The sequence below is a fragment of the Pseudovibrio sp. Ad13 genome (assembly GCF_001623225.1).
GTDB lineage: Bacteria > Pseudomonadota > Alphaproteobacteria > Rhizobiales > Stappiaceae > Pseudovibrio.
Genome location: NZ_LMCC01000002.1, coordinates 631,654 through 656,446, shown reverse-complemented (window position 1 = coordinate 656,446; position 24,793 = coordinate 631,654). Strand labels below are relative to the sequence as shown.

The window sequence follows — 24,793 nt, the reverse complement described above, 5'->3', positions numbered from 1 at the left end:
GTTGGTGTTCCGGCACTCCTGAACAATGGAGGCCAACACCGGGAATTTATGAGGTGTCCCGTGGGTCGTTCTCCAATTCATTCAAAAATTTCGCAGCCTCAGGTCAATCCAGACCAACAAGGGGCCACACCTAAGAAAACAACCAGTTCTCATAAAGGGCATATGCTGGGCCATGCCGAGCCAAAGAATGTGCATCGCTTGCTGGATCAGCTGGATGAGCTGAACGGAAAATCTACAAAGCACAGCCGTCCAGCAAAGGCCGGGGCGAAAGACCCTCAATTGCGCCCACTCGCTTATCACAAGCATCATAAACCGGAGGGTGAACCATCTAACCCGACGGATGGAATGTCACGCGCCGCAAAGAAGCTTCGCTATGAAGGCTACCGATTACCTCCAGAGAAGTTGATGGGGCACGGTGCGAGTAATACCGAGGCGTCCTCACAGCAGAGTGCAAAGCCAGTTCCAACCGAAGCAGAATCCCCGCTCACTGCACATGCGAACACGCTTGATCACATGACATCAGATCCTGATCTGAGCGATTACGTTATTGTTGACACTCCCAAGCCTGAGGGAAGCCAGACGGCTGCTGTCAACGGCACGTCCCAAGCTGTTGGGCAGCCTAAGTTGGAGACTGTTGAGCAACCATCTGCACCTCAGCCACGCAGCGAACCATTAGAGTTAAAACCACATCCGGCAATGCTGGCTATGCATGAGTTGGATTTGGCGGTGAGCCCGGAGCTTGAGCAGCAATTCCAAGCGTATCAAGAAAAGAAAACGGCCTTTATCAATGACCCGACAGGTACTGCACATGAAGGACCGGAAGCTGCAAAAAAGCAACGACTGATCACAGGTCTGTTGGGTATGGCTCAAGACAAGGCTGACACATATCTGCGTATGCAGTTTAGAACCGGGCTGGACAATGATGCACGTGCGTTGGCCAAGCAAATCTTTGAAGATGCCGCTCATGATCCTCGCTTCCTTGCCTTCCTGAAGGTCGCAGCACTGGCTGCACCAGAGGATTTATCCAGTAATCACAAAGAGCTGCTGGTGTTCCTGAGCCAGAACTTGAAGGCCCTGAACAAAGAAGTTGTTGGCGATGTCAACACGCTCTTGCGCCAGAATGCTTTTAGCAAGGGTTTGAGTGAAGCAGTCGATACTGCCAGAGCACACGCTGTGACCGAGCAGGATGTGCGTTATCTGAATGATATCGAGAAAGATGTTGTTGCTTATCGAATGGCAACTTCCAAGCAGCTGGGCGAAGCGCTGAATGCCAGCAATGATTTGCTGGCTGCCATGAGCTTTGGAGATGCGATCCTTTCCAGCACAGAAAGCCTCTCACATGAGAATGGCCGGGCGCAGTACGCGTTGGCCAGCCTACGTGAGGTGGCATCGCAGTTGACTGAGCAGCATCTGGCGGACCATCACAGCGCCAAGAAGACTGAGGCATGGATCGCTAAGCAGCCGTGGGCGGCGCTGATCTCCGTTTCCATTCAGAAAGATGGCGGATATTACGACATCAACACAGAGCTGCGTCACGATCCTGCTCCGAGAACAGTAGGCAACAGTACATTCTTCGACAACAGTGATGTGGTTCCGCAGCAGGGACTGACGAAGAGTGAGTTGCGCGATAAACCTCAACTGGTTTTGAATGGCCTGCGCTCCAATGAGATGATGGAGGCCCTGAAACTGGTGCCGACTGGTGAGGATGGCGTAGATGAACTGCCGATCGTTAAAAAGCCAAGTGATCTGGCGATGGCTTGGAGCAGTACGCTCGTAGCGGCTAAGCAACGGGGTGATAACATCTCGGCCATGTTGCCAGACTACTTCATTCTGAAGCAGGTTCGCTATCACAAGATTGAAGGCTTCCTGATTGAGAACGATATGCTTGAGCCAGCCTGGGTGGTTGAATACAAGCCGACCTCTCATACCATGTCAGAAATCGGCAAGATGAGAGCGCTGCCGCAAGCTGCTGCCAAAAACCTCGCATCGCTGACTGTCAATCTGAATGAATTGAAAGACAGTCAAACCAAGCAATCCGGCGAGCTTTCTTCTATGAGAGAGCGTCTGGACACCTTCTTGAGCACAAAAGGTAATGGCCTGCTGATGAGTTTTGGCAAGGCTCATTTTGCGCTGGATAAGCTGATGGAGCATGTTCGCGATGACGTTCATGCACGGATTGAAAAATCGGGTGGGAGCCTGAAGAAGATCCAGAAATGGATTTCAGAGCAACCTTGGGTCGCTTTGTTTGATGTTTCCATCACGCGTCCTGAAGGAGGCAAGAAGAGCGAGTATCTGATTTCTGTCAAGCAGAAGACGGCTCCAGAACCTGCCAAACCAGATTACACAACAGTTACAGTTGAAGATCCGGAAACGCAGGAAGCAAGCGCAACAGCTCAGGAGACGCCTGATGAATTTCCGGGGCTGACAGGTTCCTTGCGGGCTTTATTACAACCGGAAACGCGGACGCAATTGATCCTGAAGCCAACAGGTGAAATCAGCTTGGGTGCAGAGATTGTCGATAAGCCAAGCAAACTGGCACGTGAGTGGGGTGAGCTGCTCGCCAAGAACAGCCATGCTCAGGATGAGCTGCCAGATTTTCTGGAGTTGCGTGAGGTTCAGTATCACAGCGAAACCAGAAACGTCTTCCGGAAAGGTCATCTGAAAACGTGCTGGGTGCTGGAGTTCAAGCCGGACGCTCTGAATGCTGGTAGGAGCTAAAGCTTGGGGAGTGCGGTCAACTGACTGCACTCCTGATCTTTAATCGTCAACGCTTGTAGATGATTGGGAACCAGTCTTCTCGCAGGATTTGCCCTGGCTTCATATCATGACCCGGGAATGGCGGAGATGTGCGGCCCGGGCGTTCGATATAACGGGCATCGTCGCCCAGCAGACGCAGTGAGAATGCGCGGCGGCGCTGTTCAGTGGTATTACCGCGTGCGCCGTGCAGCGTGTAATAGTTGAACGCGACTGCATCACCCGGTTCCATCTCCCATTCGCGGATCGGCATTCCTTCTGCATCAGGGTCCGGGATTGGCATATACTCGTCGCTGTCGCCATAAAAGTTCTGCTCGGACAGCCAGCGAATTGGCAGCACGGGCTTTTCCCAAAGATGAGAGCCAGCAACACTGCGCAAGGTGGCGCCGGTTACCGCGTCCATTGGCGACCAGAAGCTGACGGTTTGCTGTCCCTCAACAAAGTAGTAGGGTCCATCCTGATGCCATGGCGTTGCTTTGGAGGTTCCCGGTTCTTTGACGAGTACGTGGTCGTGGAACATCTGAACGGTTTGGGATTGCATCAGGTCTGCTGCTGCTTCTGCCGCTGGTGAGTTGTTCACCACCTCGACAAACTCAGGAATACGCTGCCAGTTGCAGTAGTCATCAAAGAAGCGACCGCCCTCGCCTTCCTTCAGGTTTTCTGCTGCATATTCTCCCGGCTCTGCCATGTTCCGCTCAATACCAGCCCTGATCAGATCTACATGATCCTTAAAGAGGCCCTTGATCAGTACAACACCTTCGCGCTGGTAGGTATCGATGTGGTCCTGAGTGATAAGTGAAGATGGCATAGCCCCGTCCAGTCTGTTAGCGAAGCCGACAGTCTGGACGAAGAGTCACGCTGGATAAATACAACTTATGCTAGGCGATCTGGAGATTTTCTCAGGCAACCGTTGCGAAGGGCTGACCGACTTTAACCAGAGTTTCTTTACCTGCAGCACTGTTGGCGACAAGATCTTCGCTAAAGTTTACCGCACCCGGCTCAAACAAGACAACAACTGTTGAGCCACCAAACTTGAAGTAGCCTTTTTCATCCATCTTAGCGACGTGGCCGGAAGTCTTTGTGTTTACAATGCTACCGACACCAAACGCGCCGACTTCCACGTAGCACATGGTGCCCGCATTTTCGGTCTTGAGCAGTGTGTAGCTGCGTTTGTTTTCGCCGAACACATCTGGACCAGCGCCCAGAGCAATCGGGTTTACAGAGTGGTAGGCACCCTGAAAGTCTCTTGCGTTAACAATTTCGCCCGCACAAGGGAAGTGATAGCGGTGATAATCTGCCGGGCACAGGCGCACGATTGCCAGTGAACCACCGATAAAGCGATCTGCGATATCTGGCAGCATTTTGCGGATGGAGAATGGATGGCCTTTCACTGGGGTAAAGGTGTCTTCATCCAACTTAGGGAAGACCAATACACGACCATCCGCCGGGCTAACGATGGTGTTTGCGCCAATATCGAACGGGCGTGTGCCTTCTTTCAGGTGACGGATGAAGAACTCATTAAAAGACGCAAAGCTCTCCTGCGGGTCTGCAAACTCTGCTGTGTCGATGTTCAGCTCATCAATCGCGCTCTGGATTTTGCCTTTGGAAAGCGGGCTGTCATAATACCAGCCCATGGCCTTGCTGAGCGCAGCGGAGCGGAACAACAGCTTTTCGATCAGGCTTGAGCTGGAATCCTGATAGGCCCAACGGATCCACTTCTCCCCCAGAACCGTTTCTTCAAACTCTGTGCCGGTTTCACGGTCAATAACGATAATGGGTTGTTTCTCAGACATCTGGCAGCCTTGCTCGCAAATTACGAGGCTTTACTAGGTGAGATACTCAGAGAAGGCAAGCCGCGCGGCAAGTAACCATTCGTTTTATTTCAATATCTGCAAGTGGTCACAATTCTATCTTCACTAGTTCGCTCAAATCTCATGCCAAACGCCCGATTATGCCTCAAATCCAGAACATCAGAGACTAAGTTACAACCAACAATCCATCACGTTGCGGAGTTTCCTATGCCGGAGAACAAGCTCACTTCAGAACAGCACCACTGGGCGCAAAAGGTCTACAGGCGTTTGCAATGGAAGTTCCCATTGGTGGAGGGAGATCCCACTGAGGAGGGTGAATTTGAAGACATCCCGCTTGATGACGTTTCCCTTGATGCAACGGCTGAGAGTAATGAAGAGGTCACTCAAAAAACCGATGCGGAACCAGATGATGAGCTGACTGCCCGCAAAAAAGCGCACGATGCGGAACTCGGAAATCTCTTCAAGCGTCTCAGAAAGGCTGCCAAGTCCATCAGGGTTGCCGGAAAACGCAAACCTGTCTTTACCGAAGAGGATGAAAGTCAGGATCTTTTTGAAGCAGCTAAGGAGTTGGGAGAAGAACAGATTGAGCTGGCTAAAGATCTGGTTGGAAAAGAGGATGAGAACGGTTTCACGGATCTTGGCGCAATCAAAGCGCACACCGACAAGGCGGACCAATACCTGAAGACAATGCAATCCGCCTATCAAAAAGGGCGCGGTAATGCGGTTGAGGAGCTGGTTGAGCTTAAGAAAACTGCAGCATTGCAACAAAAGCGCGTTGAGGATGTCTACAAAGAGCGCGAGCCTGTCTTGCTCTGGAATGTGGACTTGTCTGCAGTCGATAAGGCTTATGACGCGACGCGAGATAACTTCACGGAAATGAACAGAGCGATCTCCGGTTATGTGGTGTCAGAGGTCGACAGGACGCTCTCAGTTGCAAAAGAGAGATACACTGTTCTGAAAGATGCGATGGACAGCGCGAAGCGATACGCGGATGCTGCTGGTACCGCGCTTTTGCTGAAGGTGTCGATCGCTCAGCGAGAAATTCGAGATCTGGCTGGTCAGCGCGTCACATTGGATAATAGCCCACAGCAGCAAAGTACCTTTGATAAGGTTTATGGCGAAGCAGCGGCTGCAGCAAAGAAAGCAAACGATGCAGTTCTCAGCAACCGCGGCATAGACTGTGAGAACGCGCTGGAGGAAACTGAAAAGCTCATTTCGCAGATGCAGCAGGTGTTGTTGCAGGCAGTTGTTGGAACTTCAGAAATCGAGATCACTCCACCGGAAGGTTTCGATGAGGAGGAACTCAAGAGACTTTCAGGTGAAGTCACCGCTCAGGAAAGCGCTGTTGAGGGACTTAACGGTCAACGGGATATTGTAAAAAACCACGGTGTCAACTTCCCCTCTTTCGAGGCAGCTTATCAATCTGCCCGTACGGCGATCCTAAGCGCGCGTACCGATCTCCTGGCCAAGAGTGTCCGTCTTGCTCAAGAGAGCATCATGGACATTCGTGACTGTGCGGCTGACATGCGGGACTACATAACTGAAGCGGAATCAATGCTTCAGATTCAAACTCAGCAAATTGAGGATCTTCGCAGAACACTCGAACCACTGGCAGACACGCGCAAAGACTTTGAGAGATACGCGCAGGCTGACGAGAAGTTTGGTGGCAAGCAGTTGGTCCGCTTTGATGCCCTTTGCGGTGAAGTGACTGCACTTATTGATTACGCAGAGGCCTGCGTGGGTGGCCAGCGGGTTGAGGAAGCTGATCAGGCTATTGGAAACTCACGCAATGGTTTGAAAAAACTGGAGAAAGAAACCCGTAGCTTGCAGTGGATGCCGCAGGTCAACACTGCTGCGACTGAAGCTGAAGCCCGGGAGATGCTGCAAAAGGCAATTGCACGTATCAATGTGGAACTTGAAGATTATGACAGTATGGGCAGTGTCTTCAGAGACAACGAAGAGCGGCTGATCTACACCAACCTGCATGACAAGGCTGCAGGCTTTGCCGAGCAAGCATCGGTCCTTATGGAACGGAAGAGGTTTGAGGCCTCAGAGGAAGCGCTCGACAATGCTCGTATTACGCTCGATTCCATGGAAATTGCCTATGAGCGCGGCGCGAATACTGCTGCAAAAGTTGAGGGTTATCTTGCAGATGCCGAAGCTGCGAAAGACCGGATCAATGCTGTGTATGAGCAAGGGACCGCTCTGCAAGATCCTGACCATAAAAACGACTTCCTGAGCTACAACAGTATTGCCAAAGATTTCGCCTTTCAGGTGGAAGGGCTGATTGCGGAAGGTAAAGTGAGGGATGCACGGGCCATTTTGAGCAATCTCAAGGTCGCTCTGGCAAATCTGGAACGCTGCGTTACGCAGACACCGCGGAAGAAAATGAAAAGAAAAGCTGAGCCTGCACCGAACCCAGCGCAGCAACAGGCACCTCTTGATCCTCATAGTGCGGAGCAGGCTGAGCTGGTGCAGCAATTTGATCAGACCCACGCCGCTATCAATACGATTTTCAGTCAAGCACGACCGCATTGTGTTGATGAGTATGTGACTGATCTGGAAGCTGCCTATGCTGACGCAATGCAACATCATGAAGAAGGCAGTACGGCACTTGCAGGTGATGATCTGGAAAGCGCACGTGCATCTCTTTCTGAAGCAAAGAAAGATCTGATCATCCTGCAGAAGATACAGGACAACAGCCGACAGATACTGAGCTCATTGTTGAATGGTTTGTCTGAAGGTGCGGCATACTATGAGAACATTATTGCCGGAATTCATCAAAAACGCGCTGAGTTTGATGCCTGGAACATCGACCTGACTTCATTTGATAGCTCTTACAAAACCTCTCAGGAAACGCTGACTAATCTTCGCAAAGCGATCAAAGATCAACTCGTCGACTTTGCCAAAACCATGATGGATAAGATTGAGGATGACCGGAGAGCTTTTGAGGAAGCCTATGAAGCAACACGCATCGATCGGGATAATCTGCGCTCTGAAATGATCCTGGAAGTCGGTGACAGACAATCCTTATTGTCAAAGCTGTATGCCGAGCAGTATCGCTTTGACGGAAATGAAGCGCTTCTTGAGCGCTTTGCGATACATCACGCAAGGGCATTGGTTTGCATCCAGATCATGCTGGATCATCTGAAAATTGATGAAGGGAAGGAGGCGGAGAAGCAGTTCGACAAGTTCAATGAATGCGCATCGATCTTACAAGAGATGTTGCAGCAGGCTCCTGCGCCAGCTGTTGAAGAAGAAAGCAAAGACCAGACACCGGATCTTGATGCTAAGGAAGATATTAAGATTGGCATTGAGCAAATCTATCGCGAACTCAAGTCCTATGACAGAAGCAAGGACCTCTTTAAGAACTCCGAGGAGCTCGCTAAATTTGAGAGCATGGTCAAGAATGCCGAAGCTTATCTCAGCAAGGCAGAAGATCTCGCTCGGATAGATGAAGCCAGGGATGCTCTTGAGAATGCCCAGATTGCTATGGAGAGCGTGCGAATTGCGTTTGAACGTGGGCAACGTACTGCTGCGAAAATTGAGAGTTATCTGGCGAAAGTTGAGGAGCTGACTGATACCGTCAACAAACTTTTCGGCCAACGCAGTGCTATTCAGGATGATGACGATCTGGCCCTCTTTATAGACAACAACGAAACAGCCAGTGAGGCAGCTTACAAGATTGAGAGTTTCCTGAGCAAAGGCAGGGTTATGGAAGCAGAGGTGCAATTTGGCTTCCTTAACACTATTATCGCCAATATGGAGCGGAAGCTGAAGCAGCAGACAATCAAGAAACGTAAAGCCATTTTCAAGCGTCGTGGAGCTGTGCGCCACGGCAAGAAAAAGTAGTCTGCCGATGTACATTTTCGCTGGTGTTTCAGCATTTGTTGCAAGCGGTGTTTGAATACGTTTGGCAACATTTTTCTGTAATTCTGCCCCGAGTTGTTTGCATTTTAATTCGGGATTGGAACGCAGAATGAGACGCTTTTTCACGACAGGTTTGTGCCTGGTCGCCATTGCTGGTTTGGCGGGTTGCCAAACAACAACGCCCGGGCAAGGTCGTCTGGGCGGTAAAGCGGTTAACTTTGAAGTGACCGAGAACTTCTTTGGCAGTGGCGGAGCAGCGACAACGGCCACATTGCCAGATGGCGAGGTGTTTACCGGTAAGCTCGTTACTGCGAAGAGCCAGACCACCAACATTGGAGAAAGCGACTTCGATGATGGGTTTGATGATTTCGACGACTTCGATGATTTTGACGGCTTTGACGACGGGCCGTTCTTCGTCTCCACCTTCTCAACCACATACAGCCCTTATGCCCGCGGAGTTTTGTTCAGCGCAAAGCGGAGCATGCGCTGTGTTGTAACGCTTTCCAATCCGGCTGATGGTTTCTCTGATGGTGGTGTTGGGCAGTGTAAGCTCTCTACTGGTGGGTCGTTCCCAGTCGAGTTTTAGAGAGCGAAATTTTTCTCACACTGTGCTTTTTGTGATTGCCGACCAAGTTGCCCCTGACCTACAGCCGGTTCAGGGGCTTTTGGCTGTGGTGACTGCGTTATTTGAAACGACTTCCAGACAGCCAAAACCGACATTTAACTTTTCGGGATTGGTGAATTACAATGAAGACTATTTTCAAGATCGGTGTGTGCGTTGCTGCTGTTGCAGTTTTGGCGGGTTGTCAGTCCACCACAACCGGACAGGGACGTGTTGTCAGCAAAGACGGCAAGAACTCCCAGAGCGTGACTTTTCAGGTGACCGAAGAGTTCCTCGATGATGGCGCGGCCTCCGCTGTGGCTACTCTTTCCAGCGGCGAGTTTTTCACCGGTAAGCTGGTGACAGAGAAAAAGCAGACCGAGAGCGTCGAAGACGGGTTCTTCTATGACGATGACGACGATGATTTCTTCTCCACCAGCTCTTCCACCACGTACAACTCAAGAGCCAAAGGCGTGCTGTTCAGCGCTGCTCGCTCCATGCAGTGCCAGATTACTCTGAGCAACCCAAGCTCTGGCTTTTCAGATGGCGGCGTTGGCGAGTGTAAGATTTCTACCGGCGAGACTGTGCCGGTTCAGTTTTAAGCAGACCTTAGCTAAAGCAGTTCGCATTTAAGCTGAACTGCTTTAGCTGTTGTGCTTGCGTATCTTTATCCGAAAACCGGTTTCCACTTTTCGGAGATACACTGAACTTGCCTGAGAAGCGCATTGCCTCTCAGGCAAGTTCAGCAGAGGTCAGGCCTCTGCTTGCTTTCTATGCTTGTTAAATCAAAGCCAAAGCTTGTTCTGTGCTCCCCAACGGATAGCCTTTAATGGACGACCTTATTGACCAGATCGATGCCGTAGGCCTGTTCACCATCAAGGATCGTACCTTCAGAAAGGGTAATGCGCAGAACGATTGAGTTGGGGTTATCTTCATCGCCTTCTTCATCAAACCAATTGAAGATATCTTTGAACTTCGCTCTAATTTCTGAGTTCTTTTCAGCTTTCACCCAGCCGAGATTTTCAGCTGTTCCCTGGAAAGAAAAGCCTTCCATACCGCAAACAGAAACTTCGTTGTTCTGCTCTATCTGTAAGGTTTTATTTTTTCTTGCGTCAGTGGAAACATAAAACGTACCACTTTCATAATAGGCGCAAACCATGCGGGTTGAAGGGCGGGGTTTACCGGCTTCCTTCTCAGATAAGGATATTGTCGCGAGGGCAATAACCACTTCTTTGTTGTTTCCGCAACGTGTTTCAATAAGTTTGATGGTATCGTCGTACTTGCTCATTTTCAAACACCTCCAATTATTGGTGTTTCATGCAGAAGACCACATTGAGTGCTTGCTTGGGTGCTCCACTGCTCCGTGCAAACCTGTCATCAAGGTTCTATGAGTCAGTGAAAGTGGGCACCTTCCTAAGCTACTTGGTTGTTTCATGCTTCTCTGGGCTCTGGTGCCCATGAGGGTTATGCCGCCCTGAAATGTAAGGAGCAAACCCATTGACAAGAAGTCGGAACAGGAGCTGACACCCATGTCAGGCAATCTGTATGGTCTCTAACCTCCACACAGTTACCGCAGCCATATATGGAAGACGTCAGGCTCACTAAAAAAGCTTAGGCTCATCTCTCTTAGCATCAAGTCCGAACTGCATTTCCCGCACAATTTATTCTCTCGCTACCCAGAGGTCGTTCCAACAATCACTTCTGTGTGGTGGATGCGTTCCAAAGTAGGCTTCCCCAGTTACCCCACCTTTTCCGGCATGCCTTTGCCGTTGTTCCACCAGCGGTTTGGGTTGGTGCTGTTGGGGTTGTAGGCGGCGCGGCTGGCCCAGTCTTCGCGCAGGAAGATGACGGGTTCTTCGTAGTGGTGAGCGTAGATTATGGCGTCCATGACTTTTTCGAGCACTTTCGGGTCGCGCTCAATGGAGATTTTGAGCTCTACCATGGGGTAGGTCTCTGTCATGCCAGCCTGAAAGCCCTCAATGTGGGTTGTGGTGGTTGAGTTTGGTTCGGGCTGGGCGGTTTCCTTGCCAACCGCCGAAATACTGGCGTTGCGCTGGTAGCGCCCAAAGCTGAGCGGGTGCACTTGCATGACGGCGTCTAATATGCGGTCAGTGTCCTCCTCCAGCGTCTGGATTTCGATTGTCCAGACTGGCTCGAAACTTCCTGATTTTGCCTTGTATTCTGATAAGTCGTGCATCATCCCTCTCCTTACTTTGTGTCCTGCGTTTTGCCGCTAAATGTGCCGTAGAGGCCTATGATGCCAACCGTGCAAATCAGCAGGCCCGCGATGACGTTGAACAGCGTGCCTTCATAAAACGATGTGTAGGCGAAGTAGGCGCCGTAGATGCTGATGAAGCAGGTGATGAGCACGTACAGAACTTTGCGGAAATTGCGCATGAGACAGCCTCGCTGGCAGGAACCTGAGGGAGACTAGCAGATTCCTTCTGCTTTGCATTCAAGATTGATCAGGGTGTTGCCGATGAAAGTGTCGCTTTTTTTCAATACGTAGGCACCGTGCCTGACTAGGGTCATCCTCATGAAAACAGGAGGAAATCCATGCATTTGAAATACGTTATTCTGTACGTTGAGAGCCCTCGTGAGACCATCGACTTTTATTGCAAGGCGTTTGATGTAGAGGCGGGTTTGATCACTGAGGGAGAGGATTATGGCGAAGTGAAAACTGGTGAGACGACACTGTCCTTCTCCTCCTACGAGTTGATGAAAAACCTTGGCAAAAATCCATCGCAGGCGGATGCGAGCAATCCGTGCTTTGAGATTGCATTCCAGACTGACGATGTGGCTGGCAACCTTGCAAAAGCATTGGCAGCCGGTGCTGAGCTTGTGCAGGAGGTCAACGACGAGCCATGGGGGCAGACGACATCCTACGTGAAGGACATGAACGGCTTTCTGATTGAGATTTGCTCGCCAGTGACGGCCCCGGCCTGAGGCTGGTGCTTATCCGAAGGCGATGGATTGAGCCTGTCGTTTGAAGCCGGAGTTTGCGGCAAATTGCATGGGCGAGGTGCCGAACCAGCGCTGGAACTCGCGGGTCATATGCGCCTGATCGGAGAAGCCGTTGTCGAGGGCGAAATCAGCCCAACCTTCTGCGGTTTCAATAGCACGCGCGGTTTTGCGGATGCGGGCGAGCTGGCGCCAGTAGACAGGCGAGCGGCTGGTGTGGCGTGCCAAGGTGCGCTGCAAAGTTTTGAGCGTCACCCCCAACGCTCCAGCGGAGGCGGCAATGGACAATTGCTCCTCCGCGATACAGCCCAGCGCTTCGGATACTCTGGTGTTGAGGCGGGTGTGGTCTGCAAGCAATTTGCAGATGGTGGTTTCATCCCAGGAGCCCAGCACGCTCAGCGCTTTGATCAGGTCGTGTTCGTTCACCTGCGTGCCCGGCTTCAGGCGAAAGCCGATCATGCGCTTAACAGTTATGCGTTCTGTCTGGTGCGGCTCATCGAACAGCTCTGACACATGCCACGACGGGCGTTTGCCTTCTACTTCCGTGACGATCAGATCTCTGCACCCATCCGGCAAGATTGGTCCGGAGACACCGAGTTCACCCGAATGATGCCAGACCTGAGCAAGCGTTTCAGGCAGGGACGCGCATGTGTGATTGTGCTGCAAACATTCCCTCCCCTGTTTGCTTGGTGGTGCCTTCAGGCAATTTGCCATCAGATCAACGAGGGAGCAAACGGATTCACTCCGAATGCCTCACCTCTTTGATCATACGCATATCGTTACTTCGTGGCGATGAAAACATCTCGCTTCGGAAACTGCCTGACTGCTTTGGATTGCCGGTTGAAGTGTGCTGTCAGCAAGTAATTCGGATTGCTGGCGAGCCATTCTGACAGGTCGATGGCCTGATACTCCCCCGTGTTAAAGGCAATCAGGATGCGGGCCTTTTTCGTACCTGTGTTTTCAATAGAATGGCCATAGCCTTGTGGGATGTAGCCAACATCGCCTTTATTCAGCGTTTCGATGGCATACCGGCCTTTTGCGCCAAACATCGTCACGTCGATGCTGCCCTCCATCACATACTGCCACTCATCCGCGTTGGGGTGCCAATGCAGTTCTCTCAGCGCCCCCGGATCGAGCTCCAGAACAATGCCGGTGATGGTGGTCGCAATGGGGAATTCATTCTGACTGACACGCCATATCCGTCCACCCTTGCGTGTCACCTTAGGTTCCTGCTTCATCAGGCTGTATTTGTGCGCTTCCGGAGTGGGGTTGAACTCGCCCTGATGCGGAAGCGTTGGCTGTTCTGACGGGATGACACCGTGCACGAAGTAGGCTTCCGATTTGGGGAAGTTGTCAAACGCGCTTTCCGGCATGTCGAGGTTTTTTGCCAGTATGTTCTTCTGAGTGTGCCCCAGCCAATCGGTGATGCTGAACGTGCCGAACTCAGAGAAATAGCCGTTGTCGAAGATCAGAATGAAGTGGCAGGGCTCATCTCCAATGCACTGGATTGAGTGTCCGTGACCTCTTGGAAAATACCAGACATCACCGGGGTCAAAGTCATCTGTCGAAGACTGGCCATTGGGATTGATAACCGTGGTGCGGCAGCGACCATCCATGACGAAGGCCCATTCTGCTGCTGTCGCGTGCCAGTGCAGCTCTCGGGCAACGCCCGGCTCCAACCGCATGGAGACTCCGGCAATTCCTGTCGAGATGGGGAACTGCTCGACAGTCGCCTCTTTGCCGAAACTGCCACCATCAACGCGCCCTTTGGTCTTCTCCAGTTCGAACTTGAACCTCGGAAGTTCTGTGTTGGCCAAATCCGGTTCAGGAACGTTGTTCCAAAATGGCCCTGATGGGTATTCTGCTGCGGAGGCTTGTGTCGCAACCGCTCCGCCCATACCTGCTGCCACAGCAGCTTTGAAAAAGTCCCGTCTTGATGCGCCAGACATGTTGCCTCCCTACGATCAGGAAATGCAGCGCGCACATACTATCACGACGCCATTCCTGAGCAATGGTGGGAGGTCGTTGTTTGGCTCAAGCAACCGAAATGCTGCGGTTAGCGTTAACCGCTTGTGCTCGGGCAAGTTCAGAGAAAGATAGGTTCGCAAGGCATCACGACATCACGCCCTCCATGAGGGCTAATGTTTGTTGCGGAGGCACCGAGGGCCGTGTGATTACCGCTCTTCCTCTTCCGCCAGGTAGCGTTCGAGTTTGGTGTGGTTGGCGACTTTGAGTTCGCGGCCGCGTTTTTCGACCAAGCCGTTTTCGATCAGTTGACTGACGGCGCGGCGGTAGACGCGTTCTGAGCAGCCGAAGCGCTCGGCTTCGCGGAAGACGCGCTCGAACTGGATTGGTGGTTTGTTGCCGCGCTCACGGAGGAGCAGGTCTTTGGCGATGTTGTAGGCCAGCGGGTACATGAAGTGCGAGGTGACCCTGTCCATAACACCCTGATAGGTGTCGGCCAGACATTGGCTGAGCCAGATGCCCACATGAGGGTGTTGCACTAACAGGGCTTCCAGCTCTGCAATCGGGATAACGCGCACGCTGACGGGACCATCGCAGCGGATGTCGAACTGAATTGGTTTGCCCGTCAAAAACTCGATCTCACCGTAAAGGCGATCTTCGATATTGAATCTGCCGTGACTGAAGCGTCGCCCATTGGCTGCGGTATAGCTAACCGTGCAGAAGCCATCCTCTATCCAGTACAGATGTTCAAGGTTTTGGCCTTGCCGGAGCAGGTAATCTCCGGGCTCCATATGGCGTAGAAGAAACGGACCAGTTTTGACCCATTCTAATACTTCCTTATGTCCAATTTCTGCGAGCGATTTAATTGTCATTTTTGCATTATTTAATTCAGAGATACGGACAATTGTCCTGTTTTTGAAACGGAGATATTTCTACCCTTCTCCTTGCAAGCTGCATAGGAGAATCTGATGACACCGCATATCAACGCCCAGACTGGAGACTTTGCTGAAACAGTCCTCATGCCGGGTGATCCGCTTCGCGCAAAGTATATTGCAGAAACCTATCTGGAAAATGTACGCGAAGTAACAAACGTGCGTAATGTGCTTGGTTTTACTGGTGAATACAAGGGTAAGCCAATCTCAGTTATGGCACATGGTATGGGCATGCCATCCATCTCTATCTATGCACATGAGCTGATCAACTTCTACGGCGTGAAACAAATCATTCGCGTTGGTAGCTGTGGCGGTGTTGATGAAGAGCTGAAACTGCGTGATTTGATTGTCGCGACAAGCGCCAGCACCAACTCCGCAATGATCCGCGATCGCTTTGCTGGCTATGACTATGCTGCTGCACCTGATTTTGAATTGCTGAAGGCATGTTCTGATGCTGCTGGTGGCCTGGGTCTGTCGCCACGCTTTGGTAACATCCTTTCCGGTGACCTGTTCTACGGCTCCAACCCTGCACTGCTGCCAGCGATGCAGAAAATGGGCGTTCTGGCTATTGAAATGGAAGCTGCGGCTCTGTTTGCAATTGCTGCGGAATTCCGTGTGAAAGCGCTGTGCGTGCTGACCGTGTCCGATCACCTGATCACGGCTGAGGAAACCTCTTCTGAAGAACGCCAGACCAGCTTTAACCAGATGATGGAACTGGCTCTGGAAACTGCATATGCAACAACACCAGAAATGGCTGCGGCATAATGAATATGGAACTTGTAGGCTATCTGGCCTCAATCACTGTGATGACTTCCCTCCTGATGGGCAACGTCCTGTGGCTTCGTGTAATCAATATGGTCGGCTGTATCCTGTTCACCATTTATGGTGTTGCAGTTGATGCTTACCCGGTTGTTTTGCTCAACGGCATGTGCGTGTTCATCAACATTTACCACTTGGCAAAACTGAGAAGGCAACAACAACAAGCACTTACGCCAGCAGAAGCGTAAGGCACTCGCCTCCCATCAAGCCAAGGTAATTGTAAACTTGAGAGCCGGAGAGCGTTTCATCGCCTCCGGCTCTTTCTTTTCATCCCTCAATAGCCGAAATATTTCAGGATCTAGAACATACCGTTTTCATGCGAGAAATCTTTCGGAATTTCCTGCACGATATCCCAGTGTTCTACGATCTTTCCCTCATCATCATGCCGAACAATCTCGATCACTGCATTCCCCCAGTCCGCATACTCTACCAGAGCAAATGTGAGGTCCCCTTCAGACACGGTTTGGTGCACGGTGACATTGCTGAGTTTACCGTCACTGTTCTTGAAGAACCCAAGGATTGGCTCAATCCCATTTGGAACCTGCGGGTTATGCTGAATATACTCTTCACCAAAAAGACTTTTGAGAGTCGCGACATCACCCGCAATGCCTTTAGCAAAGAAATCAGTAGCCATTTCTTTATTCCGAGCAAGGTCTGCCTCGGAAACATCTGCATTCGGGTTCCCTCCGCCATCAATCATCGAATTGCCATTGGCGGTTTTTGATTTCGATGTTTCAATCTGGCTCGCATCCCAATGTTCTATGATTTTCCCGTCCTGGACACGAAATAAATCTCCAACAATCATTGTGTGTTCACCAATTGTGACGCGTGACTGCGTCGCAACAAGATTGTCTTGAGCAACAACGCGCACGACTTCTCTCGCAGGGGTAATTTCATTTTCCCGCATCTGCGTGATCGCTTCGCTCAGACCGTCAACACCGTCCTTAACCTCTGGGCTGTGCTGTATGTATTGCGGGTGATAATAGGTCTCAATCAGCTCAGTCTTTTGTGCGTCGAACACTTTTGCCAGAGCATTTAGCACCAGTTCTTTGTTGTTTTTTTCCAACTCACCGGCAAGACCAGCAGAAGACAATAAGATCAAACAGACTGCTGTCAGTTTCGATAGAAATTTCATCGGACGCTCCATATGTAAACGTCGAGATATAGACGGCCTTGTGAGTTCTAGCGATAACACCTATTAGATTCAGGTTATGAAGATTTTCGATCACCTTACATTAGATGGCTCAACCCTTAGGCAGTTGGTGGAGTTGAATGAGACCCGCTCCGTAACCCGCGCTGCTACTCGTCTGGGAATGACGCAATCCTCGCTAAGTTACTCTCTGGAGCGTGCTCGAAAGACTTTGGCTGATCAACTCTATATCCGTGTGGGCAATAGCATTGAGCCAACAGAACGGATGCTTCAGATCTTACCGGTTGCACACCGAATCTTGAGAGATTACGACACTCTCGCCATGCCTGCTTCGTACTTACCAGAGCAAGATGTAGGGACGCTCAAGATCGCAGCGAATGCATTGGAGCGGGATCTCCTGGTCAAGCCGATGTTCAATGAACTTCGGAAACTCGCACCCGGCATGACTCTGGAACTGCGCTCGACCGGGTCCTGGCTGGAAGTTCGCGAAAATCTACGAAACCGAAATGTTGACTTGGCGTTGTTCCCCACTCTTTTGAAAGAGGGTGGAGATATTGTTCAACGTAAGTTAGTCGATATGGAAATGGCTGTTTTCTACGACAGCTCTGTGCGTTCTGCGCCTCAAACTTTAACAGAATATTGCGCTGCAAACCATGCAGTGGTTTCTCATGGTGAGATCAGAAGCTCAGGGATTGATCAGCTGTTAGCTGAGCAGGGCCTGAAGAGAAACATCGCGCTACGCGTTTCTGACTTTGATAGTCTAGGTGTTCTTCTGAAAGGTACAGATCTGATTGTCTGCCTTCCCTCAATGCTTCAATCCGGCTCCCTTGGCAGTCTGTCAACTGCATGCCCCCCTTTGCCTGTGCCGCCAATGTGTCTCGCTCTGTTTGTGCATGAAAGCCAATTATCTAATCCGAGACTTTCTTTCTGGAGCGACAAGTTGACGAGAGGCATAAACTTGAAAGCCTAAAGCAGTTCGCATTTAAGTTGAAACACGTGAACTGCTTTGGTCTTTGTTTTTACATATCTTTATCCGAAAATCGGTTTCCACTTTTCGGAGATACGCTTTTGGTGAGACCTCAATCCAGCAACACGTTGCGGCGGGCTTCGTTGGTGCGTTTGGTGGAGAGGAGGAGGTTGGTCTCGCTGGCAGAAATGCCATCAATCAGACGGATGCGGCGCAGCACATCATCGAAGTGAACGAGCGTATCGGTTCCCAGCTCCATGATCAGGTCCCACTTGCCGTTTGTTGTGTGCAAGGCAGTGACCTCGGTCATCTTGTTGAGGTGATCGACGATGCGTTGGGTGCCTTTGCCCTCAATCTTGATCATCATAATGCCACGAACGGGTTGTTCAAAGACATCGCCCCGCAGCACAACCGTGTAGCCGAGAATATCACCAACAGACTTCAAACGCTCCATACGTGAGCGCACAGTCGAGCGAGAAATCTTCAACTCAAGGGCTAGATCAGAAACGCTCGCACGCGCATTTCTACGTAGTGTCGCGATGATTTTTTGATCTATATCATCCAAAGTGCGTAACCTTACTTACCAATCTGGCCAATGCGACCACCAATTTGATCACAATGCCAGCTTTTTACCGCCACTTCCACAAGGATAATACCCCATATCGGATTTAATCGGGAAGTGGGAATGAAGAATACCGTTGTGCTCGTCGGGGCACCTGTACAGACAGGAACCAACATTCAGGGCTGCTTGATGGGCCCGGATGCTCTGCGAACTGCCGGATTGCAAGACTCCCTGGAAGCACTGGGCTACTCCGTTATAGACCGGGGCAACATTTTACCAGAGGCAAGTCGGGATCGGGTTCATTCCAACGGCGCTGTCCACCATTTGAGTGAGACAATCAGCTGGACTGAGAAGCTTCATGACGTGGCTTTGGCAGAAGTCCGTGAAGGTCATCTCCCGGTCTTCCTTGGTGGCGATCATTCGATGGCAGCTGGAACTGTCAGCGGTATCGCCCATGCGGCGGCAGAAGCTGGCGAAGAGCAGTTTGTGCTCTGGCTGGATGCACATCCTGATTTCCATAATCTCAGCACAACGACCAGCGGCAATCTGCACGGCACGCCCGCGGCTTACTTTTGTGGTCTCTCCGGTTTTGAGGGGTATTATCCGGAGCTGAACACAGCGATCAAGCCAGAAAATATCTGCATGATGGGCTTGCGGTCCGTCGATAATGCGGAGCGGGCTGCCCTGCAGAAAACCGGCATTGAGACCTATGACATGCGCCGGATTGATGAGAACGGTGTGGTCAAGCCGATCAATGAGTTTCTGGAGCGCGTGAAGGCTGCCAATGGTCGTCTGCACCTGAGCTTTGATGTGGACTTTCTGGACCCGGACATTGCGCCAGCAGTGGGCACGACTGTTCCAGGCGGTGCGACTTTCCGTGAAGCGCATCTGATCATGGAAATGCTCTGCGACAGTCAGCTGGTCACTTCTGTTGATCTGGTTGAGCTGAACCCATTCCTGGATGTGCGTGGCCGGACAGCGACTTTGATGGCGGATCTGGTTTCCAGCTTGTTTGGCAAGCAAGTGCTGGACCATCCAAACCGCGCCTGACCTCAAGCAACACAATAAAAGATAGGTATCCCCATATGGTCCAGTTCGTAAGCGTTTCTAAAATTTTGGATTTGGTCAACAAACACGGTGTCGAGACTGTTTTGAAGGGCATGACCGAGTATGTGGAGGAAGATTACCGCCGCTGGTCTCTGTTTGACAAAACACCTCGTGTTGCAAGCCACTCCAAAGTTGGCGTTATCGAACTGATGCCGACCAGCGACGGGGAGCTGTACAGCTTCAAATATGTGAACGGTCATCCGAAGAACACCAAGGAAGGTAAGCAGACAGTGACTGCGTTTGGCATGCTTGCTGATGTGGACACGGGCTACCCGTTCTTCCTGTCCGAGATGACTGTTTTGACTGCTCTGCGTACTGCTGCGACCTCTGTTATGGCGGCAAAGCATCTTGCGCGAGCAGATTCCAAAACCATGGCGATCATCGGCAATGGGGCTCAGTCCGAGTTTCAGGCGCTGGCGTTTAAGGCAGTGATGGGTATTACCAACTTGCGCCTATTTGATACGGATGCGGAAGCGACAGAGAAGTGTGCGGCGAACCTTGATGGCAAAGGCTTTACCATCACCATCTGCCGCAGCTCTGAAGAAGCGATCACGGGTGCGGATATCATCACCACGGTGACGGCGGATAAGCAGCAAGCCACCATCCTGACCGACAACATGGTTGGGGCTGGTGTGCATATCAACGCGATTGGTGGCGACTGCCCTGGCAAGACCGAGCTGCACAAGGACATTTTGCTGCGCTCCAAGATTTTCGTTGAATACCCGGAGCAAACCCGCGTTGAAGGCGAGATCCAACAGCTGGATGATGACTATCCGGTTGTTGAGCTTTGGGAAGTGATTACAGGAGCTGCTGAGGGCCGCACCAACGAGCGCGATATTACCTTGTTCGACTCTGTTGGCTTTGCCATCGAGGACTTTTCCGGCCTGCGCTACATCTATGATCTTGTGAAGCAGGACGAAACAACTGAGGAGCTGGAGATGATTGCTGAACCGGCTGATCCGCGCAATCTCTTTGGCCTTTTAGAAGTTAAACAAGCTGCCGAGTAAGAGCAGCGGTCATCGTTAAACTATCCCTTGCCCGGGGTTTGTAAGCGCCTGCCCACCTAGCAGGCGCTTCTTTTTTGCTTGGTTCGCTTACGGGCTTAGCAAAGGCCGACGACTAAGGTTCGGCGCTTTTCCTGATCATTTACAGGATAGACTCGATGTGAACTTTCTTTGCTTCTTCCCAGATCGCATCAATGAAGATACTGATGGTCTCGCGCAGTTCAACGCTGTTGTTTGGATCGACCTGTTCAGCAAGGAGCTCATCAAACAATCCTGCTTCTACAACTCGGCCTTCCACGACCTCTGCAATCTCAGGGGTGTACTTTTGTGCGATGAACTCGGTGATCACATCAAGTGTATCCACGGCTGCCTGCCTGATCTCAATGTCCGGGACAGAGAAATCTCCAGTCAGCAAGTTTGCCGGAAGCACAGAGGCCACGTCATGGTTTTCCGGCTCTGCTGCTTTTGCTTCGACTTGCGAAATAAACGCTGCAGTTTCCTCATCTTGTATAGCGCCGTTAGAACTCGACGCTGCATATTTTGCAGCTGTTACTTCGTGATCGGAAATTAACGCGGCGAGTGGATCGCTATTCAACTTTTCGTCTGCATAGTGAACACCGGTTACGACCTGTCTTGATGTCAGGCTGTGGTTTTGGCCAGCTGAGAAACCGCAGGCGTTGCAGGCCTGATCGTACGCTTGTGTTCCAAGGGTTGCGCCATACTTGTCCTGAAGGGCAGTCCGGAACGCTCCCTGATCAGCTGCTTTTTGAGAATCTAGGTTGCCCTGCAGAGCAAGCCAGGAGACAAAACGACCCTGTATAGACGTGCTTGCCTGACGGGTTTGCACATTCCCATCCGCAACCGTCAGCTTTTGAGAAGGCGCTGAATCGACCGCGATATTCTGAAAATTGCTCAAGCTAACTGAAGTCATAGTGTCCATCCCATTCTGCTGGTTTCTTTTGTAATGGGATCAGGCTAACGCTAAGTCAGAAACGCCCCTGTTTTATTCATCACAGCGCTCATGACACCTGAGTAACAACTCTGTCAGATAGGGGATGAGAAGCAGTCATTGTTGGCCATTTTTATGGAGTAAGGAGCTGAAAGGCTTTGACTTTATGAGAGGCGACGCGAACTTGACCACGCCCGCCTAAAACCGTGAATAACTGAATCAATTTCAGCCAACCCAAGCTGTTTTGTTCAGTTTGGCGTTGTTGGAGAGTTCCGAATTAAGCCGCAACTCAAATCTGCCAGTTATTGAAGTCAGAGTTTAAAGGCAAGCATGACAATCGTGAGTGAGAGCCCAAAGCAGTCTTTCTTCATGCTCTCACCAAGTTACACCCATGCCACTTTACCTATGCGGGCTCTGGATGCATCCTCACTCACTTGTTGCGCTGATTGTAGCAAGCCCGCATTTTTGCTGTCTCACGAGAGCTTAACTTTGCTTTTGGACGATAGATATCAAACTCAAATGTTTCGCTACGGCCAGCATCAGCACGAAACCCCTGAGGTGCATTTGGTTTGATCTCTTTCAAGCATGACCCGTACGCTTTGAAAGAGATAAAGGCGCGCTTACTTTGTTCGCTTGAGCCACAAGCGCCCAGAAGGCTGAGCATTGCGATTGAGGCCAGCACGAGGGGCGCAGATTTCATTTTCATAAAGCAGAGCTTTCGTTGTTTGGGTGACACTTCTTATGATTTGATCGCTTCACGTTTACGACAAAGCCAGTGCTCTTGAATGCGCCAATTTTGGTTGCTTCAAAATGAGCGTTACTGAGCTTCTGACATGCCGAAAATCGACGGCATGGATACCACAAAAAGTGAGAGGCACAACATGGCGACGGCGCTAAAATCTCGTTAGAAGCAAATTACAACTTCAGGCACAACCTTGCCGGAATACCCGCTCTGATATAAGACTGCGTCCTCTTATTATCGCTGAAATTTAAAGGGGCTCGTGCGGCTATGATTACTTGTTATGTGCATTATGAGTTGAACCCGGCAAAGGTTGCTGAGTTTGAGCATTATGCCCGGCTTTGGATTCCGTTGGTTGAGAAGTTTGGTGGCCAGCATCACGGGTATTTTCTGCCCCATGAAAGTGCAAATGATTTGGCGTTGGCTTTGTTCTCGTTTCCATCGCTCGCAGCCTATGAGCAGTATCGCAAAGACAGCATGGAAGACGAAGAGTGCCAGAAGGCCTTTGCCTATGCTGAAGAAACACAGTGCATCCGTCGGTATGACCGCCAATTTTTGCGGCCTGTGCTGAAGTAACCCGGGGCGTGGTGCCTGAGGTGAAGTCTACTTTGTATGTTTCAAAGAGTATTCGACCACCTTGTCGCCTGCGATAAGCAAGAGGAGTTTCTTAGAGTCCCGTTTTACTTCAACAGGGCATTTCTTGGAGGCTTCGGCTTTGATTTCCGTGAGTTTTTTGTCGAGGGAGGCGAGTTCGCGTTCGGCTTTCCGGAAGTCATTCCGTTTTTTGCTAGCTTTTTTCCAATGGGGGGCAAGCTTTAGGAGGTTGGCTTGGGCTTCATCATACTCTTTGTCTTCACTGAGTTTTTTGACGTCGCCTTTGTTTTTCTTGCTTGCCTCATTCAGCTGAGCGACCAGCTTGTTGTAAAGCTTGTCGAGGTCTTCAAAACCGCTGCTTTCGCGCTCCAATGAGTTTTTGAGCCGCGTCAGCTTTCCATGCGCTTCAGAGATTTTGGAGACTTTTGGGGAGTCCTCAACGGCTGCCTCATAACTTTTTTCAAGGAAGGTCTAATTGCCCAACTCCTTGTCAAACTTAGTAATGTCCAGCAGGTGGATGCCGTGTTTGTGGTCCATCTTCTGTTTGAGATCAGAGAAGCCACTGCGGAAATCAGAAAGGTTCTTAAAGGTCTTCAGGGTTTTTCCGGCCATTTTTTTCACCTGCTTTTGCTCTTTCAAAAAACGCTAATGCAAAACAGGCAGGCTCAAAAGGAAGAGGTCTTTCGTTAGTTAAGCAAAGCAGAACCGGAGGTGACAAAAGCAAGAGTTACAGCGAGACAATTCGTATTGGTCTGTCTGAAAGACTAAGCCGGAAACGGCACAGGTCTTCCCCCACGCACAAACGTTCCTTTGAGAATTTAAAGTGGGTGGGTTGAGTAAAATACTATTTCCTCAAAACCTGAAATATCCTAGTAGTTTTGCTGGGCAATGCAGCAAGGGCCGACCCTTTTGATTTTCCCAACCTCCGTTCACTCGCAGTGCTTTGAGCAAGACAAAGCGCGCGCAGCATTGGTTTGTCAAAAAATGAAAAGCTTCACCGCCGCTTGTCAAAAGATTGCAAAAGACTCCGTCGGTCTGTTCTGGATTATGGTCAAGACCATGGTTCCCGTGATGATCCTTGTGCGCATTCTGATGGAATTAGGGCTGGTTGATTATCTTGGCGTTGCGCTTGAACCGCTGATGGGACTGATGGGACTGCCTGCTGCGACGGGGCTTGTGCTTGCTGTTGGCCTGCTGGTGAGCACTTATTCTGCCGTGGCTGTGATGCTGACGATTTTGCCACTGGTGTCGCTGAGTGTTGCTGATGTAACCGTGCTGCTTTCTGTGGTGCTGATCGCCCATGCATTGCCACTGGAGCAGAGTATTTCCCGCCGTGCCGGGATCAGCTTTGTGTTTTCCTCCAGCCTGCGTTTCGTGGTGGGCATCACCTATGGCATGGTGCTGAACCTGTTCTACTCTGCGGGTGGCTGGCTGCAGCAGCCGATCCAGCTTGACTGGTTGCCTTTCGCCCCAACGATTGAAGAGACATGGCTGCAGTGGGGTTATTCCAGTGCATCTCTGCTCTTCACCATGTTCTGGATTATCATGGGGCTGATCATCTTCCTGAAACTGCTGGAACTGATGAAGATCACTGACCTGATTGGCTGGCTGCTCTCTCCATTGCTGCGCCTCATGGGCATCAGCAAGGCGGCAACGCCGATCACCATGGTTGGTGTTTTGCTTGGGCTTTCTTACGGTGGTGGTCTCATCATCAAAGAAGCGCAGGAAGGCAAGTTATCCTCTCGCGATGTGGTGCTGTCGCTTTCTTTCATGGGCATCTGCCATGGGTTGATTGAGGATCCGCTGGTGATGATGGCGTTTGGCGCGCACTGGTCCGGCGCACTGGTTGGGCGCTTTGTGTTCTGCGTTGCAGCGATGGCGCTGATTGGTCGCTTGATCCAGATGATGCCGGAGGACGCATTCAACCGGTTCCTTTACCGCCCAGCGAAAACAGCCAAGGCGGTTGGCTGATACCCTATCCTGTTCGTGATGCATAGTTACGTTTCAG

Annotated in this window: 26 protein-coding genes; 12 read left to right on the top strand and 14 right to left on the bottom strand. The window is 51.0% G+C overall.

Features of this window, described 5'->3' with window-relative positions; genetic code table 11:
- Positions 1 to 60: 60 nt before the first annotated feature.
- On the top strand, positions 61 to 2,718 hold the full coding sequence (locus PsAD13_RS03895; protein ID WP_063294168.1) for a hypothetical protein: 2,658 nt from the start codon (positions 61 to 63) through the stop codon (positions 2,716 to 2,718).
- A 46-nt stretch (positions 2,719 to 2,764) separates the two neighbouring features.
- Here PsAD13_RS03895 and PsAD13_RS03890 read toward each other — a convergent pair whose 3' ends face one another.
- Both PsAD13_RS03890 and asd read right to left on the bottom strand, forming a co-directional pair.
- A complete protein-coding gene (locus PsAD13_RS03890) occupies positions 2,765 to 3,562 on the bottom strand; it encodes a phytanoyl-CoA dioxygenase family protein (protein WP_057461629.1) in 798 nt (265 codons plus the stop codon).
- 91 nt (positions 3,563 to 3,653) lie between these two features.
- Positions 3,654 to 4,547, bottom strand: coding sequence for an archaetidylserine decarboxylase (gene asd, locus PsAD13_RS03885; protein WP_063294170.1), 894 nt, complete (start codon positions 4,545 to 4,547; stop codon positions 3,654 to 3,656).
- A 225-nt stretch (positions 4,548 to 4,772) separates the two neighbouring features.
- Between asd and PsAD13_RS03880 the strand changes: the two genes are divergently transcribed.
- From PsAD13_RS03880 to PsAD13_RS03870, 3 genes are all read left to right on the top strand, one after another.
- Complete coding sequence (locus PsAD13_RS03880) at positions 4,773 to 8,417, top strand: hypothetical protein (protein ID WP_063317302.1); 3,645 nt, start codon at positions 4,773 to 4,775, stop codon at positions 8,415 to 8,417.
- 127 nt (positions 8,418 to 8,544) lie between these two features.
- Positions 8,545 to 9,021 carry a hypothetical protein gene (locus PsAD13_RS03875; RefSeq protein WP_063286588.1) on the top strand — a complete coding sequence of 159 codons (477 nt, stop codon included), beginning with the start codon at positions 8,545 to 8,547 and terminating at the stop codon, positions 9,019 to 9,021.
- A 161-nt stretch (positions 9,022 to 9,182) separates the two neighbouring features.
- Positions 9,183 to 9,638: a hypothetical protein gene (locus PsAD13_RS03870; protein ID WP_063317301.1), complete on the top strand. Its 456-nt coding sequence runs from the start codon at positions 9,183 to 9,185 to the stop codon at positions 9,636 to 9,638.
- A 224-nt stretch (positions 9,639 to 9,862) separates the two neighbouring features.
- Here the strand turns inward: PsAD13_RS03870 and PsAD13_RS03865 are convergent, their stop codons facing one another.
- From PsAD13_RS03865 to PsAD13_RS03855, 3 genes are all read right to left on the bottom strand, one after another.
- Positions 9,863 to 10,324 (bottom strand): pyridoxamine 5'-phosphate oxidase family protein, encoded by a 462-nt coding sequence (locus PsAD13_RS03865; RefSeq protein WP_063304355.1) that lies wholly within the window; start codon positions 10,322 to 10,324, stop codon positions 9,863 to 9,865.
- 450 nt (positions 10,325 to 10,774) lie between these two features.
- Positions 10,775 to 11,233, bottom strand: coding sequence for a hypothetical protein (locus tag PsAD13_RS03860; protein WP_208986401.1), 459 nt, complete (start codon positions 11,231 to 11,233; stop codon positions 10,775 to 10,777).
- Between the two features lie 11 nt (positions 11,234 to 11,244).
- Positions 11,245 to 11,433 (bottom strand): hypothetical protein, encoded by a 189-nt coding sequence (locus PsAD13_RS03855; protein ID WP_063317300.1) that lies wholly within the window; start codon positions 11,431 to 11,433, stop codon positions 11,245 to 11,247.
- A gap of 159 nt (positions 11,434 to 11,592) precedes the next feature.
- Here PsAD13_RS03855 and PsAD13_RS03850 point away from each other — a divergent pair, with 159 nt between their 5' ends.
- Positions 11,593 to 11,982: a VOC family protein gene (locus PsAD13_RS03850; protein WP_063317299.1), complete on the top strand. Its 390-nt coding sequence runs from the start codon at positions 11,593 to 11,595 to the stop codon at positions 11,980 to 11,982.
- A 9-nt stretch (positions 11,983 to 11,991) separates the two neighbouring features.
- On the opposite strand, the gene PsAD13_RS03845 is transcribed toward PsAD13_RS03850, so the two are convergent.
- The 3 genes from PsAD13_RS03845 to PsAD13_RS03835 form a co-directional block, all read right to left on the bottom strand.
- Complete coding sequence (locus PsAD13_RS03845) at positions 11,992 to 12,663, bottom strand: helix-turn-helix domain-containing protein (RefSeq protein WP_063317298.1); 672 nt, start codon at positions 12,661 to 12,663, stop codon at positions 11,992 to 11,994.
- A 113-nt stretch (positions 12,664 to 12,776) separates the two neighbouring features.
- Positions 12,777 to 13,946: a cupin domain-containing protein gene (locus tag PsAD13_RS03840; RefSeq protein ID WP_063317297.1), complete on the bottom strand. Its 1,170-nt coding sequence runs from the start codon at positions 13,944 to 13,946 to the stop codon at positions 12,777 to 12,779.
- A 225-nt stretch (positions 13,947 to 14,171) separates the two neighbouring features.
- Positions 14,172 to 14,834, bottom strand: coding sequence for a Crp/Fnr family transcriptional regulator (locus PsAD13_RS03835; protein ID WP_082826958.1), 663 nt, complete (start codon positions 14,832 to 14,834; stop codon positions 14,172 to 14,174).
- A gap of 96 nt (positions 14,835 to 14,930) precedes the next feature.
- Between PsAD13_RS03835 and deoD the strand changes: the two genes are divergently transcribed.
- Positions 14,931 to 15,659 (top strand): purine-nucleoside phosphorylase, encoded by a 729-nt coding sequence (gene deoD / locus PsAD13_RS03830; RefSeq protein WP_084404319.1) that lies wholly within the window; start codon positions 14,931 to 14,933, stop codon positions 15,657 to 15,659.
- Positions 15,659 to 15,901 (top strand): YgjV family protein, encoded by a 243-nt coding sequence (locus PsAD13_RS03825; RefSeq protein ID WP_063297761.1) that lies wholly within the window; start codon positions 15,659 to 15,661, stop codon positions 15,899 to 15,901. The genes deoD and PsAD13_RS03825 overlap by 1 nt, the downstream gene beginning before the upstream one ends.
- 110 nt (positions 15,902 to 16,011) lie before the next feature.
- Here the strand turns inward: PsAD13_RS03825 and PsAD13_RS03820 are convergent, their stop codons facing one another.
- On the bottom strand, positions 16,012 to 16,848 hold the full coding sequence (locus tag PsAD13_RS03820; protein ID WP_063297760.1) for a nuclear transport factor 2 family protein: 837 nt from the start codon (positions 16,846 to 16,848) through the stop codon (positions 16,012 to 16,014).
- A gap of 76 nt (positions 16,849 to 16,924) precedes the next feature.
- Here PsAD13_RS03820 and PsAD13_RS03815 point away from each other — a divergent pair, with 76 nt between their 5' ends.
- Positions 16,925 to 17,833: a LysR family transcriptional regulator gene (locus tag PsAD13_RS03815; RefSeq protein WP_063317296.1), complete on the top strand. Its 909-nt coding sequence runs from the start codon at positions 16,925 to 16,927 to the stop codon at positions 17,831 to 17,833.
- A gap of 109 nt (positions 17,834 to 17,942) precedes the next feature.
- Here PsAD13_RS03815 and PsAD13_RS03810 read toward each other — a convergent pair whose 3' ends face one another.
- The gene (locus PsAD13_RS03810) at positions 17,943 to 18,395 is read right to left on the bottom strand and encodes an Lrp/AsnC family transcriptional regulator (RefSeq protein WP_063297758.1); all 453 of its coding nucleotides are present in this window, start codon (positions 18,393 to 18,395) and stop codon (positions 17,943 to 17,945) included.
- A gap of 120 nt (positions 18,396 to 18,515) precedes the next feature.
- Between PsAD13_RS03810 and rocF the strand changes: the two genes are divergently transcribed.
- A complete protein-coding gene (gene rocF, locus PsAD13_RS03805; protein ID WP_063317295.1) occupies positions 18,516 to 19,442 on the top strand; it encodes an arginase in 927 nt (308 codons plus the stop codon).
- 35 nt (positions 19,443 to 19,477) lie between these two features.
- Positions 19,478 to 20,506 (top strand): ornithine cyclodeaminase, encoded by a 1,029-nt coding sequence (locus PsAD13_RS03800; RefSeq protein WP_063317294.1) that lies wholly within the window; start codon positions 19,478 to 19,480, stop codon positions 20,504 to 20,506.
- A 139-nt stretch (positions 20,507 to 20,645) separates the two neighbouring features.
- Here the strand turns inward: PsAD13_RS03800 and PsAD13_RS03795 are convergent, their stop codons facing one another.
- Together PsAD13_RS03795 and PsAD13_RS03790 are read right to left on the bottom strand one after the other, a co-directional pair.
- Positions 20,646 to 21,434, bottom strand: a complete 789-nt coding sequence (locus PsAD13_RS03795) for a hypothetical protein (RefSeq protein ID WP_063317388.1) — start codon at positions 21,432 to 21,434, stop codon at positions 20,646 to 20,648.
- A 448-nt stretch (positions 21,435 to 21,882) separates the two neighbouring features.
- Positions 21,883 to 22,158 (bottom strand): hypothetical protein, encoded by a 276-nt coding sequence (locus PsAD13_RS03790; protein WP_063286563.1) that lies wholly within the window; start codon positions 22,156 to 22,158, stop codon positions 21,883 to 21,885.
- Between the two features lie 303 nt (positions 22,159 to 22,461).
- Here PsAD13_RS03790 and PsAD13_RS03785 point away from each other — a divergent pair, with 303 nt between their 5' ends.
- The gene (locus PsAD13_RS03785; RefSeq protein ID WP_063306137.1) at positions 22,462 to 22,767 is read left to right on the top strand and encodes an NIPSNAP family protein; all 306 of its coding nucleotides are present in this window, start codon (positions 22,462 to 22,464) and stop codon (positions 22,765 to 22,767) included.
- A gap of 27 nt (positions 22,768 to 22,794) precedes the next feature.
- On the opposite strand, the gene PsAD13_RS28020 is transcribed toward PsAD13_RS03785, so the two are convergent.
- Positions 22,795 to 23,157 carry a hypothetical protein gene (locus PsAD13_RS28020; RefSeq protein ID WP_208986400.1) on the bottom strand — a complete coding sequence of 121 codons (363 nt, stop codon included), beginning with the start codon at positions 23,155 to 23,157 and terminating at the stop codon, positions 22,795 to 22,797.
- A gap of 99 nt (positions 23,158 to 23,256) precedes the next feature.
- Positions 23,257 to 23,397, bottom strand: coding sequence for a hypothetical protein (locus PsAD13_RS28015; protein ID WP_208986399.1), 141 nt, complete (start codon positions 23,395 to 23,397; stop codon positions 23,257 to 23,259).
- 372 nt (positions 23,398 to 23,769) lie between these two features.
- Here PsAD13_RS28015 and PsAD13_RS03775 point away from each other — a divergent pair, with 372 nt between their 5' ends.
- Positions 23,770 to 24,756 (top strand): nucleoside recognition protein, encoded by a 987-nt coding sequence (locus PsAD13_RS03775; protein WP_208980852.1) that lies wholly within the window; start codon positions 23,770 to 23,772, stop codon positions 24,754 to 24,756.
- Positions 24,757 to 24,793: the final 37 nt, after the last annotated feature.

Bases quoted from the DNA above. Each gene is read 5' to 3' on its own strand.
- PsAD13_RS03850 (WP_063317299.1), top strand. From the start codon at position 11,593: ATGCATTTGAAATACGTTATTCTGTACGTTGAGAGCCCTCGTGAGACC.
- PsAD13_RS03775 (WP_208980852.1), top strand. From the start codon at position 23,770: ATGAAAAGCTTCACCGCCGCTTGTCAAAAGATTGCAAAAGACTCCGTC.
- PsAD13_RS03785 (WP_063306137.1), top strand. From the start codon at position 22,462: ATGATTACTTGTTATGTGCATTATGAGTTGAACCCGGCAAAGGTTGCT.
- PsAD13_RS03840 (WP_063317297.1), bottom strand. From the start codon at position 13,946: ATGTCTGGCGCATCAAGACGGGACTTTTTCAAAGCTGCTGTGGCAGCA.
- PsAD13_RS03820 (WP_063297760.1), bottom strand. From the start codon at position 16,848: ATGAAATTTCTATCGAAACTGACAGCAGTCTGTTTGATCTTATTGTCT.
- PsAD13_RS03880 (WP_063317302.1), top strand. From the start codon at position 4,773: ATGCCGGAGAACAAGCTCACTTCAGAACAGCACCACTGGGCGCAAAAG.
- PsAD13_RS03865 (WP_063304355.1), bottom strand. From the start codon at position 10,324: ATGAGCAAGTACGACGATACCATCAAACTTATTGAAACACGTTGCGGA.
- PsAD13_RS03855 (WP_063317300.1), bottom strand. From the start codon at position 11,433: ATGCGCAATTTCCGCAAAGTTCTGTACGTGCTCATCACCTGCTTCATC.
- PsAD13_RS03890 (WP_057461629.1), bottom strand. From the start codon at position 3,562: ATGCCATCTTCACTTATCACTCAGGACCACATCGATACCTACCAGCGC.
- PsAD13_RS03875 (WP_063286588.1), top strand. From the start codon at position 8,545: ATGAGACGCTTTTTCACGACAGGTTTGTGCCTGGTCGCCATTGCTGGT.
- PsAD13_RS03870 (WP_063317301.1), top strand. From the start codon at position 9,183: ATGAAGACTATTTTCAAGATCGGTGTGTGCGTTGCTGCTGTTGCAGTT.
- PsAD13_RS03825 (WP_063297761.1), top strand. From the start codon at position 15,659: ATGAATATGGAACTTGTAGGCTATCTGGCCTCAATCACTGTGATGACT.
- asd (WP_063294170.1), bottom strand. From the start codon at position 4,547: ATGTCTGAGAAACAACCCATTATCGTTATTGACCGTGAAACCGGCACA.
- rocF (WP_063317295.1), top strand. From the start codon at position 18,516: ATGAAGAATACCGTTGTGCTCGTCGGGGCACCTGTACAGACAGGAACC.
- PsAD13_RS03860 (WP_208986401.1), bottom strand. From the start codon at position 11,233: ATGCACGACTTATCAGAATACAAGGCAAAATCAGGAAGTTTCGAGCCA.
- PsAD13_RS28015 (WP_208986399.1), bottom strand. From the start codon at position 23,397: ATGGCCGGAAAAACCCTGAAGACCTTTAAGAACCTTTCTGATTTCCGC.
- PsAD13_RS03790 (WP_063286563.1), bottom strand. From the start codon at position 22,158: ATGAAAATGAAATCTGCGCCCCTCGTGCTGGCCTCAATCGCAATGCTC.
- deoD (WP_084404319.1), top strand. From the start codon at position 14,931: ATGACACCGCATATCAACGCCCAGACTGGAGACTTTGCTGAAACAGTC.
- PsAD13_RS03795 (WP_063317388.1), bottom strand. From the start codon at position 21,434: ATGACTTCAGTTAGCTTGAGCAATTTTCAGAATATCGCGGTCGATTCA.
- PsAD13_RS03835 (WP_082826958.1), bottom strand. From the start codon at position 14,834: ATGACAATTAAATCGCTCGCAGAAATTGGACATAAGGAAGTATTAGAA.
- PsAD13_RS03800 (WP_063317294.1), top strand. From the start codon at position 19,478: ATGGTCCAGTTCGTAAGCGTTTCTAAAATTTTGGATTTGGTCAACAAA.
- PsAD13_RS03815 (WP_063317296.1), top strand. From the start codon at position 16,925: ATGAAGATTTTCGATCACCTTACATTAGATGGCTCAACCCTTAGGCAG.